The sequence below is a fragment of the Pseudomonas sp. GW821-FHT09C08 genome (genome assembly GCF_059418125.1).
The window spans coordinates 393,340-405,232 of the sequence record NZ_JBWKPG010000001.1 but is presented as its reverse complement, the minus strand read 5'-3'; the positions used below and the strand labels follow the sequence as shown (position 1 = coordinate 405,232).

General features: G+C 60.8%; 10 protein-coding genes. 6 read left to right on the top strand and 4 right to left on the bottom strand.

Translation table 11 applies throughout. The features are described from left to right. Positions 1-27: 27 nt before the first annotated feature. Entirely contained in the window at positions 28-1,209 is a 1,182-nt protein-coding gene (ispC, locus tag AC07OJ_RS01780) for a 1-deoxy-D-xylulose-5-phosphate reductoisomerase (RefSeq protein ID WP_106804297.1), read from the bottom strand. 284 nt (positions 1,210-1,493) lie between these two features. Here ispC and AC07OJ_RS01775 point away from each other — a divergent pair, with 284 nt between their 5' ends. The 5 genes from AC07OJ_RS01775 to AC07OJ_RS01755 are packed head-to-tail and all read left to right on the top strand — an operon-like array spanning position 1,494 to position 7,440. Then, positions 1,494-2,369 (top strand): terpene synthase family protein, encoded by an 876-nt coding sequence (locus tag AC07OJ_RS01775; RefSeq protein ID WP_495093768.1) that lies wholly within the window; start codon positions 1,494-1,496, stop codon positions 2,367-2,369. Between the two features lie 12 nt (positions 2,370-2,381). After that, a complete protein-coding gene (gene dxs, locus AC07OJ_RS01770; RefSeq protein WP_065906078.1) occupies positions 2,382-4,202 on the top strand; it encodes a 1-deoxy-D-xylulose-5-phosphate synthase in 1,821 nt (606 codons plus the stop codon). A gap of 2 nt (positions 4,203-4,204) precedes the next feature. Next, entirely contained in the window at positions 4,205-5,134 is a 930-nt protein-coding gene (gene ispH / locus AC07OJ_RS01765; protein ID WP_495093767.1) for a 4-hydroxy-3-methylbut-2-enyl diphosphate reductase, read from the top strand. 18 nt (positions 5,135-5,152) lie between these two features. Next, positions 5,153-6,448 (top strand): flavodoxin-dependent (E)-4-hydroxy-3-methylbut-2-enyl-diphosphate synthase, encoded by a 1,296-nt coding sequence (gene ispG, locus AC07OJ_RS01760; RefSeq protein WP_495093766.1) that lies wholly within the window; start codon positions 5,153-5,155, stop codon positions 6,446-6,448. 23 nt (positions 6,449-6,471) lie between these two features. Beyond that, complete coding sequence (locus AC07OJ_RS01755; RefSeq protein WP_495093765.1) at positions 6,472-7,440, top strand: terpene synthase family protein; 969 nt, start codon at positions 6,472-6,474, stop codon at positions 7,438-7,440. An 18-nt stretch (positions 7,441-7,458) separates the two neighbouring features. On the opposite strand, the gene AC07OJ_RS01750 is transcribed toward AC07OJ_RS01755, so the two are convergent. Then, the gene (locus AC07OJ_RS01750) at positions 7,459-8,442 is read right to left on the bottom strand and encodes a polyprenyl synthetase family protein (RefSeq protein WP_495093764.1); all 984 of its coding nucleotides are present in this window, start codon (positions 8,440-8,442) and stop codon (positions 7,459-7,461) included. Between the two features lie 141 nt (positions 8,443-8,583). Then, positions 8,584-9,771, bottom strand: coding sequence for an MFS transporter (locus AC07OJ_RS01745; protein ID WP_495093763.1), 1,188 nt, complete (start codon positions 9,769-9,771; stop codon positions 8,584-8,586). A 142-nt stretch (positions 9,772-9,913) separates the two neighbouring features. On the opposite strand from AC07OJ_RS01745, the gene AC07OJ_RS01740 reads away from it, so the two are divergent. Continuing rightward, positions 9,914-10,489, top strand: coding sequence for a TetR/AcrR family transcriptional regulator (locus AC07OJ_RS01740; protein WP_495093762.1), 576 nt, complete (start codon positions 9,914-9,916; stop codon positions 10,487-10,489). A gap of 6 nt (positions 10,490-10,495) precedes the next feature. On the opposite strand, the gene AC07OJ_RS01735 is transcribed toward AC07OJ_RS01740, so the two are convergent. Beyond that, positions 10,496-11,851, bottom strand: a complete 1,356-nt coding sequence (locus AC07OJ_RS01735; protein WP_106804306.1) for an MATE family efflux transporter — start codon at positions 11,849-11,851, stop codon at positions 10,496-10,498. Positions 11,852-11,893: the final 42 nt, after the last annotated feature.

Here is an 11,893-nt window from a genome sequence, read left to right as displayed (position 1 = left end):
AGGCGACCCGGTGGGCTGACCGGGCCTCTAGGTATTGAGACGGCGCAGGTGCACCGCCTCACGTGCCAACCGGCGTGCCTGTTGATCCAACGCAAGAATATCGTCCAGGCTACAGCCTCCCGGCAGCTCTATACGCTGCAAGGTCTGCTCGATGACGGACGGAATATGCGTGTAGCGTATCCGTTTTCCTAAAAATGCCTCGACCGCCACTTCATTCGCCGCGTTCAGCGCGGCACTGGCCTGAGTGCCTGCAGCCAAGGCTTGCAAGGCCAGGCCAAGACAGGGAAAGCGTTGCACGTCTGGGTGTTCGAATGTCAGCCCGCCGACCTTGGTCAAGTCCAGAGGCAGGACGCCAGACTCGATCCGCAGCGGGTAGGCCAGGGCATGCGCGACCGGCATTCGCATGTCGGGGTTGCCGAGTTGCGCCATCACTGATTGATCGCGAAAGACCACCATGGAATGCACCACGCTTTGTGGATGAATCAAGGCTTCAATGCGATCGGCAGGCAGGTTGAACAACCAATGGGCCTCAATGATCTCCAGGCCCTTGTTCATCATGGTCGCGCAATCCACGGAAATCTTGCGCCCCATGGACCAGTTAGGATGGGCGCAGGCCTGGTCGGGGGTCACTTCGTGCAAGCTATCGACCGGCCGATCCCTGAATGGCCCGCCGGAAGCCGTGAGTATCAAGCGGTCAACACCGTCAAGTGCTCCCTGGCAACCCTGCAGGCATTGAAAGATCGCATTGTGCTCACTGTCCAACGGAATCACGGTGGCCCCGGCGCTGGCAGCCGTTTCGATAAACAAGGCGCCCGACATGACCAATGCTTCCTTGTTGGCCAAGAGGATTTTCTTGCCCGCCCGCGCGGCGCTCAAGGTCGGCAATAAACCCGCGCCTCCGACAATGGCCGCGACGACCGTCTCACAGGTAGATTCCCGAGCTGCGGCACACAGCGCGTCCTCACCACACAGCACTTCCGTGGGCACATTGGCCGCCAACAAATGAGCCTGCAGTTCGATGGCGTGCTGCGGTTCGCTGACCACCGCTATCGCGGGCCGAAATTGCAGGCACTGTCGGTACAATTTTTCGATGCGCCTATGCGCCGTAAGACCTTGTACCTTGAATGCCTCGGGGTGACGCGCGACTACATCCAGAACACTGTCGCCGACCGACCCGGTAGAACCGAGAACGAGCAGGCGCTGCCTCATGATGACGGTATCCTCTTCGCAAAAACCTGATGGAAACAAGCGTAGCAACTGAACCTGTACTTATTCGTCATGCGTCCATATTGACTGGCGATAAAACGCCAAGCATTTACTTATAAATAGCGCGAATATGATTTTTCTCTAGCTCCGCCATTCCAAATAAAACTATTCATATAGGTTGCACGCCAGCGTAAAACTCATACATTAATCTCTCGCACTCTTTACTGCTGCCAAGCTGTTTGGTCCGTCGTACTTGTCCAATGGCATAGACCTGATGGAATCTTGCCATGAACGCGCCGAGACGACTGCAGATCCCTATTTTCCACTGGCCGTGGCCAGCCCGCTGCTCACCCCATGCGCGGTTATTGGACCAGCCTGTGACCGGCTGGGTTGACGACGTAGTATTTGATCAGCCACATCCGCCTGCCCCGCAAACGCTCGCTGCCGTGGCTGCGATCTTTGATGTCCTGGAACAGGCGGCGGCGAGCACTACCACGTTTTTTGCCGAGCCTGCCTGGCGCGACGTCTGCCGCCAATTCAAACAGTTCCTTGGGGTCAAGCGCCTGCAGCATTTTTCCCATGGCATCCGCATGATGTATGGCAGTACCGCCTTGTTGTTAGTTGGGTATTTACATGCGCTGCCGCTGAGTGTTTCGCACTATGAAACGCTGCGCCGCTACCGTATCGGCCTTATTCCAGGCTTTGAGTTATCAGGCATTCGTGCCGATCTACAGCTTCGCGATCGCGATCGCTATTCGCCCGCCGTGCAGCAATTGACCGCCCATGCCAACAACATCATTAGTTGGAGTAATGATAGGTACAGCCTGGGTGACGAACTGGAACAACGAGGACGTTATGAAAATATCGTTATCGCCTATGCCAGCCAAGGTTGCACATTGCAAGAGGCGATCTCGCGTGTGTCCGATCGAATGCGCAATGAGTTTGCCCACTTCAGCGCCCTGTGCACGTTACTCTCCCAACGCAATAGCGCACCGTTGAACGCCTATATGAGGGACCTGCAAACCTGGATCGTGGGCCATCAACTCTGGATGCAAGATGATACCGCGCGTTACTTGACGACATTGACCAACAATGCGTGGGAACACTATGCGGTGGATTTTGAATACCCTCCTCCGCCCCTCGTAAATGTCAGCAACTTATAGCGGGGCTCCATTATGTTCGAACTCCTCGGCTCCCTCGACAGCCCGGCCCGCCTGCGCACTTTACATTCCGCTGCCTTGGGGCCATTAGCGGACGAACTGCGGGCGTTCATCCTGCACAGCGTAAGCACGACGGGCGGCCATCTTTCAGCCAACCTTGGCACCGTCGAACTGACCATCGCCCTGCACTATGTGTTCAACACGCCACATGACCGCATCATCTGGGACGTCGGCCACCAGGCCTATGCACACAAGATTCTCACCGGGCGCCGCGAGGAGATGGGCGGGATTCGTCAGTTAGGCGGCATTTCGGGATTTCCGCGCCGCTGTGAGTCGACCTATGACTGTTTCGGCACCGCGCACTCGAGTACCTCGATCTCGGCCGCCCTGGGCATGGCATTGGCCGCTCGCAACCTGGCACAGCGACGCCACTGCATCGCAGTGATCGGCGACGGTGCGCTCAGCGGCGGCATGGCCTTCGAGGCGCTGAACAATGCGGGCCTGTACGGCGACTTGCCGTTCCTGGTGATTCTCAACGACAACGACATGTCGATCTCTCCCTCGGTGGGTATGTTACGTGAGCATCTGGGTGCCTTGACGTCACACCAGGTCAGTCGCGATGCCAGCCTGTTCAAGGCGATGGGCCTGGCCTACAGCGGGCCAATCGACGGGCATGACCTGGGTGAGTTGGTGCGGGCACTGAATATCGTCAAGGACCGACGCGGGCCGCAGCTGCTGCATATCGTCACCGAAAAAGGCCACGGCTACTCACCCGCCGCCGCCAACCCGGTGCTGTACCACGGGCCGGGCAAATTTGATCCTATCGAAGGTATTCGCGCCGCCCCTGCCGGTGCGCTCACTTATACCCAGGTGTTCGGGCAATGGCTGGCGGACGAAGCCGAGCGCGACCCACGGGTGATTGCGATCACGCCAGCCATGCGCGAAGGCTCAGGACTCGTCGCGTTCGAGCAGCGGTTTGCCGAGCGTTATTTCGATGTCGGGATCGCCGAGCAGCACGCCCTGACCTTTGCTGCCGGCCTCGCAGCCGGAGGCATGAAGCCGGTGGTGGCCATCTACTCGACCTTCCTGCAACGCGGTTATGACCAACTGATCCATGACATTGCCCTGCAGCAACTGCCAGTGGTATTCGCCATCGACCGCGCCGGAATTGTCGGGGCCGATGGGGCGACCCACATGGGCGCCTTCGATATCGCCTATTTGCGCTGCATCCCTCATCTCATCGTAATGGCGCCGGCTGACGAGCAGGAATGTCGGCAGATGCTGCACACCGCCATACAGCAGCCAGGTCCGTGCGCGGTGCGTTATCCACGAGGCTCGGGCAGCGGTATCGTTCCTTCATCCGAGCTGACCGAACTCGCAGTGGGTAAAGGCGAGATCCGCCGCGTCTGCAGGCAACCCTGCGGGACACGCGTCGCCATCCTGGCTTTCGGCTCAATGACGCAAAGGGCGATGGAAGCCGCAGAGCTGCTCGACGTCACAGTGGCGAACATGCGCTTTATCAAACCCCTGGATCGCCACCTGATCCAGACGCTTGCACTTGAACATGACTGGTTGGTGACGGTTGAAGAAGGCTGCATCATGGGCGGTGCAGGCTCGGCCTGCCTGGAATACCTGGCCAGCCAAAATCTGCACCCTGCGCTGCTGCAACTGGGCTTGCCCGACCAATTTGTCGAACACGGCACACCCGAGCAGCTACTGAGCCAATGCGGCCTCGACGCTGCGGGCATCGTCCGTTCAATCCACCAATTCGCCGACGAGCGACAACTGGGCTGCCCATCCCCCAGCGCGGCCACGGCCTACCAGGCGAGTGCGTAAACATGAACATCATCCTGGCTCAATCAAGGGGTTTCTGTGCCGGCGTCGTGCGGGCCATCGACACGGTCGAGCAAGCCTTGGCGCAATTCGGCGTACCGGTCTACGTGCGTCATGAAATCGTGCATAACCGCCATGTGGTACAGACACTGCGCGATCAGGGTGCAATCTTTGTCGACGAACTGGACCAGGTGCCGCTCGGCGCCGTGACCATTTTCAGCGCACACGGGGTGACGCGTGAAGTGGAAGACCAGGCTTCAGACCGTCACCTTCGTGTGCTCGACGCGACTTGCCCGTTGGTGAGCAAAGTCCATCTCCATGGGCGCCATTACGCCGCGAAAGGCCATCAACTGATCCTCATCGGCGAGCCCGGGCACCCGGAAGTCATCGGCATCCTGGGCCAGGTTGATACACCGATCACGCTGATCCAGACCGTTGAACAGGTCCAGGCCCTGACGTTTGCGACCGACACTCCCCTGGCCTATCTCACCCAAACCACCTTGAGTGTCGATGACACCCGTCACGTGATCGCAGCCCTGACGCAGCGCTATCCCCACATTATCGGTCCCTCCAGCCGCGACATCTGCTATGCCGTACAGAACCGACAGCAGGCGGTGCGTGAGCTGTGTACCCAGGTAGATAGGTTACTGGTGGTGGGCAGCGCCAACAGCGCAAACGCCGTGACCTTGCGCACACTGGCCAGCGACAGTGGTACGCCCAGCTACCTGGTGGCCGACGGCAGTGAAGTGGATATTCGCTGGTTTACGCCACACATGACCGTCGGAATCAGCGCCGGCGCTTCAACGCCAGAGGCTTCGGTACAGGACGTTATTGCAGCCCTGGCACGGATCGCCCCGCTGCACATTCAGACGCTGGCGGGCCGCGAGGAACGTGTGCAGTTTCAACCGCCCCTCGGGTTGATTGCCCGGCAATAAGCCAAAGGAGCCTGCGCCATGAACACCCCCATTGCGCGGCGCATCACGCGCCAGGTACACGTCGGGACTGTGCGCCTGGGCGGCGACGCGCCGATTGTGATCCAAGCCATGACCAATACGGATACTACCGACGCCGAGGCGACGGCGACCCAGGTGGAGAGCTTGGCGCGGGCCGGCGCGGAACTCGTACGTATCACCGTCAACAGCCACGAAGCCGCCGCACAGGTGGCGAACATCCGCGAACGACTGGACCGACGCATGATCGACGTGCCCTTGGTGGGCGACTTTCATTTCAATGGCCATCGCCTGCTCGCCACTTACCCCGAATGTGCCCAGGCGCTGGCCAAATACCGGATCAACCCCGGCAATGTCGGCAAGGGCGCACGACGCGATGAACAGTTCTGCCAGATGATCGAGGTCGCCTGTCGCTACAACAAACCGGTGCGCATCGGGGTCAACTGGGGCAGCCTCGACCCTGACCTGCTGGCGCGCATGATGGATGCCAATGCTGTCCTCCCCGCGCCACTGGCGGCCGATGCGGTGATGCGCGAGGCGCTGGTGGTCTCGGCGCTGGACAATGCCCAACGGGCCATCGAGGTCGGGTTACCGACGGACCATATCGTGTTATCGGCCAAGGTCAGCCATGTGCAGGACCTGATAGCGGTTTACCGCAACCTGGCAGCGCGCTGCGATTTCCCCCTGCACCTGGGGCTGACCGAAGCCGGGATGGGTTCCAAAGGCATCGTCGCGTCAACGGCTGCCCTGGCCGTGCTGCTGCAGGAAGGCATCGGCGACACCCTGCGAATTTCCCTCACCCCGGAACCCGGCGGCGAGCGCGCCAAAGAAGTCCAGGTGGCCCAGCAGATCCTGCAAACCATGGGCTTGCGCGCCTTTACTCCGCAGGTGGTGGCGTGCCCGGGCTGCGGGCGTACCACCAGCGTGTTCTTCCAGGCGCTGGCGCAGCGAATCGAAGGCTTCCTGAGGGAGCAAACGCCGCACTGGCGCGCAAGCTACCCCGGCGTCGAGCAAATGCAGGTCGCGGTCATGGGCTGTGTGGTGAACGGTCCTGGGGAAAGCCAGTTGGCGGACATCGGCATCTCATTACCCGGCGCCGGAGAGCATCCTTCGGCGCCCGTGTATATGGACGGCAAACGGGTGATGACACTCAAGGGGCAGACCATCGCCGAAGACTTTATCCGCCTGCTGGGCGCCTACGTCGCGGCACGCTATGGCCACCAACCAGAAGCGCAGCTCACGCTCAGCGCGCTGATAGACGGCGATCCGGCACAGGTGCAGAGCCTGACCCTGCCGTAAACCCTGAACCTGAGGACACCGCAATGCCGGACTCGCCCCTGATCGTCCCGAAGCTGCATTGCCCTGAGCCCACACGCGTCGATGAACAGCTCGCGCGACAGGTCGACGACTTGTTGCTGCCCTGGATAGACCGGATGGGTGTTTTTACAGGCCAGACGGCAAAGGTCCACGCAACCGGTTTCGGACGCTTCGCCATGCTTTGCCATCCCGATACGGACGCCCCCGAGCGATTACTGCTGGTCGCCCAAGCCTTCGCTGCGCTGATCTCGCTGGACGATCAGTACTGTTACGACGAATTGAGCGGCACCGTCCCGCAGCCGCTGGGGCCGCGCCTGTTATTGGCCCTGGCGGCGGTAGAGCCTGTCCGCTTGACTGCCCCCTACAGTGCGACGCTGGCACACGCCCTGGCGTCGGACGCCGTCACGCGAGCGCTGCAAGATTGCATGGTTCATCTGGTATCACTGGCGAGCCCCTCCCAGGCAGCCCGTGTCCGGTATGAACTGGCAGTCCTGTTCGTGGCGATGAATGCTGAAGCCACGTGGCGCACCGCACAGGTGCCCACGCTTACCTGGGAGTATCTCGTGCAGCGCCAGGGCAACAGCTTTATGCCGTTCACGGCACTGATAGATGTGGTGGCGGGCTATGAATTGAACGCCAATATCTATGCCAGCGCACCGGTGCGCCAAATCATCACCTTGGTGTCCTGCGCGGCGACTCTGGTCAACGACCTGTATTCAACGGCCAGGGAACAAGTGACCGGCGAAGCGTTCAATCTGCCGACCTTGTTGGCGGACGAGCACCACTGCTCTCTTCAGGACGCCATGTGCATGGTCGCGATGATCCATGATGACCTCGTGCGAACCTACGAGGCTCAAGAGTACAAGCTGCTCAAAGACGCCTCGCCCGCACTGAAGCGTTTTTTGTGCGGGCTCAAGGCGTGGATGGCAGGGAGTCGGGAATGGCATCAACGCAGCGGCCGCTATCAGGCATGAGAGTCGATGGCCATCGCCCTACGCAACCAGGGTCAGATAATAGTTGTCCTTGAGGTCTTGCTTGAATTCAAGGCGCTGCAACAATGCCTTGAACCGGCGGGCCTGCCCCAAGGTTTCGCCCTGCGCGGCTTGATAACGCGCGATTTGATTGTCCACCTCGTCCATATCGCTCAGCATTTTCTGGAACGTGTCGTCCATCTCCTGCAACGCCTGGTCAAATACCCCCTGCTGACCATAGGCACGGATGATTTCGCGCTTTTCTTCGTCAGAACGAATGCGTTTGGCCAGGGTCTTGCCCGCCAGCAGCATCAGATAGGATTTGGGGCCGCTGTCGAGATCCGGCGCAAAGCCTTTTTTCTCGAACCAGGGTATATGGTTCATGTCGCAGTAGTCGTTTTGGAATCGGTAATACAGCGACAGCGTCAACAACAGCGAACGCAGTGGCTGATACACGGCCATCGGCAAGGGCTGCAGAACCTGGAATGCATCCAGGATCAATAAAAACAAACAGCCGGTATTGGCTTCGGAAATAAGCCGGTATTCCTCCCGCGTCGGCAAGCGTTTGCCTGAATTGATTTTCACGTCCAGGCATTGGCCGATATGCATCCGTTCCAGACTTTCAAGGCCAACGCGGACCAGATCGACATTACGGGTTCCCGCCAAAGCCTGCAGGCCTGCCAGGTATCCGTACATGCCCGAGATCAGCGCAACCGGGATGCCAAACTTTACCCACGCAGCAGGAGCCCCTCTTCTGACCTCATCCTCATCGATAATATCGTCATGCATCAGGCAGGAGTCATTAAAGTTTTCCGCCACCGTCCATACGATAGCGACAATATCGCCACTGACCCCATATAATTCTGCCAATGCCTCGGTCATTTCAATGCGAACTTTCTTGCCCGGCTGGTTTTCCTGGTAATCAAAGGGACGTTTCCACGCCGTTCGGGTTTCGGAATAAAGTTGACTCGCGAAAGACTCAGTACTCTCAGGAAGCTGTTTCATCACTCATCCTCACTTAAAAACGTTTAACCGCGCTTCCTGTCGGTTACTACTTCCTATCCACTGAGAATAGTCGACAAACAATGGATGGGTAACGTTGAGCACTCACCGTTTTATTGATTGATGCGGGCCGTTATCCACGTCTTATCGAATTGCGTGAACGTCTAGCCGCCGAAACCCCAACACCGCGGAGCCCAGCACCACCGCCCCCGCCGCCAGTGCCACCCAGAACCCACTGGCCGCGCCGGAATGGTCGATCATCCAGCCGGAGCTGGCGGCGCCGATGGCCACGCCGATGCTCAGGCCGGTGATCAGCCAGGTCATGCCTTCGGTGAGGCGGCTGGGGGGGACGATTTGTTCTACCAGCGCCATGGACACAATCAGCGTCGGGGCGAAGAACAGACCGGAGATGAAGATTGCCACGGCAAGGCCGGGGATGTTGGTCACCAGCAGCAACGGCAAGGTGGTCAGCGCCGTGGCTACGCCGCAGTACAGGAACTGGCGGGGCAACGGCGCCTTGAGCTTGAGGGTACCGAACGCCAGCCCGGCCAGGCACGAGCCGATGGCATACACCGACAGCACGATACTCGCCGCCGCCGGCTGGCCCTGCTGTTGGGCGAAGGCCACGCTGACCACATCGACCACGCCGACAATCACGCCCATGGCCAGCAGCAGGATCATCAGGATCAATACCGAAGGCGACGCGATCAGCCAGCGGCCGTGATGATCGTGGTGTTCGTGTACCGGCGGTTCGGTCTCGCGCTGCAGCACGAACGTGGTGACGCCTACGGCCAGCAAGAGCGCCGCGACCAACGGCCCGGCTTCCGGGAACAGCACCACACTGAGGCCCACCGAAATCGGCGGGCCGATGATAAAGCACACCTCGTCAAGCACCGACTCCAGGGCAAACGCGGTTTGCAACTGGGGCTGGCCGCGGTACAACTCGGTCCAGCGTGCCCGCACCATCGCCGACATATTCGGCATGCAGCCGGCCAGGGCCGCGAACACGAACAGCGTCCAGTTCGGCGCCTGCAAGCGGGTGCACAGCAACAACAGCAGCAACGCCCCGCCACCGATCAACGCGGCGACCGGCAGCACCCGACCCTGGCTGTAGCGGTCGACCAGGCGCGACACCTGCGGCGCGCAAAACGCCGTCGCGAGGGCAAATACCGCCGCCACCGAACCGGCCAGGCCGTAGCCGCCGTGCACCTGCGAGAGCATGGTGATCAGGCCGATGCCCGCCATTGACACCGGCATGCGCGCCAACATGCCCGCGAGTACAAAAGCCCGGGCGCCGGGGACCTGGAACAACTCGGCGTAGGGGTTTGCCATCCTGCTCTACCTCTTCCTGAATGCCCTGCAACTTGCTATCTGCAATGATCAAGGCAAAATACATACGGTGCGTATGTGACAAAGCATGCGTAACATACGCAGCGTATGTCAATCCTTCACTTGCCGATTGCGAGCCCTATCCATGAGCCGAGCCCGTGCTGAAATAATCGAAGACACCCGCGCCCGGCTGATCGCCAGCGCGCGCCTGGCCTTCGCCACCCAAGGCTACGCGAATACCTCGATGGACGACTTTACCGCCCGCGCGGGCCTGACGCGCGGGGCGTTGTATCACCACTTTGGCGATAAAAAAGGCCTGTTGGCGGCGGTCGTTGCCCAGCTCGACAGCGAGATGGACGCCCACTTGCAGCGCCTCAGTGACGAAGCTTCGGACCCCTGGTCGGGCTTTTGCGAACGCTGCCGCGCGTATTTGCGCATGGCCCAGGACGCGGAGATCCAGCGCATCGTACTGCAGGATGCGCCGGCCGTATTGGGTGACACCGGCTCCCAGCAGCACTGTGTGGAATCCCTGCGTCAACGGCTCGACGCCTTGATGCACAGCGGTGTGATCCCGCAGGCACCGAGCGCCGCGCTGGCTCAGTTGATCAATGGCAGCCTGGTCAACACCGCGCTGTGGATCGCCCGGGATGCGCACCCGGGCGAACGCCTTGAAGAAGGCCTGCAGAGCCTGGAACTGCTGCTGCACGGCTTGAAGCAATAAACCGCGCTAGACCAGCCGCTTGATCTGCTTATGCCGCCATACCAACCGGTAATACGCGGTCTGCAAGCCCAACATCGCCAGGTAGGTCACCGGAAACGCCATCCACACGCCTTCCAGCCCGAAGTGCGCGTTGAGCAGGTAGGCCATCGGCAACTCGACGCACAGCACGCAGAAAATCGAGATGACCACCGGCATCAGCACCACGCCGCTGGCGCGCATGATCCCGCCGATCACCGCCTGGAAACCGAATACCAGGATGCTCCACAACATGATATGCAACAGGTGCTCGGCATTTGCCCGCGCCGCGTCGTCGGTGATGAACAAACCGAGCAACCAGTGCGACAGGACATACCCCAGCACAATCAGGCCACCGGTGAGGCAGGTGTTGATCAGCAGCCCGGTGCGCAAGATCGGCCCGATGCGTTCCAGGCGGCCGGCGCCAATCGCCTGGGCGCCGAGGATCGAGGCAGTGATGGCAATCGACAGCGCCGGGAACTGCACGTAGTTGACGATTTGCGTCACCGCGCCATAGGCCGCCGTGGCCTGCGAGCCATGGCTGTTGACCAGGGCAAGAATGACCAACTCCGACAGCGATAACACCACCATCTGCAGGCCGGTAGGCAGGCCGATGCGCAGGACCTTGGCCAAAATCGCGCGGTCCAGGCGCAAGGCCGCCAGCAGTTCACGGTCCGGCGCCATCACGTGGTTTTTATGCCGCAGGCGCAGGATCAGGAACAGCATCGCCGCGGCGTTGCCCACCAGGCCGGCGTACACCGCACTCTGGATGCCGAGGGGCGGCAGGCCGATCCAGCCGCGAATCAGCGCCGGGGTCAGCAGCAGGCCGACCAGGGTCGAGACCATCAGCGCCAACAACGGCGAGATCGTGTCGCTGACCCCGCGCAACAGCTGGGTGTACAGGATGAACACCAGCAACAGCGGCATGATCAACATCATCATCTGGGCGTAGCCCACCGCGTCGTCGAGCACATCCACCGGGGTGCCCAAGGCTTGCAACGCCGGGCGGGCGAACAGGCTGCCAAGCACCGCCGCGACCAGCCCCACCAACGCGCCCAGCGTCAGGGTGGCACCGGTGATCGCCTTGACCATGCCGGTTTCCTGGGCGCCCCAGGCCTGGCCGATCAATACGGAGGCGCCCGCCCCCAGGCCAATCACCAGGGCAATGAAGAAGAACACGATGGGGAACATCCCCGACACCGCCGCCAGCGCCTGGGTGCCGAGCATTTGCCCGACATAGATACCATTGAGCGTGCCGGAAAAACTCTGCAGGAAGTTGGACAGCACCATCGGTGCCAGAAAGATCAGGTAGACCTGCCACAGCGGGCGTTGCATGGGGCTTTGCATGAAAAACGGGGCCTCGAAGAGCGAAAGCGTCCGAGGGTTATA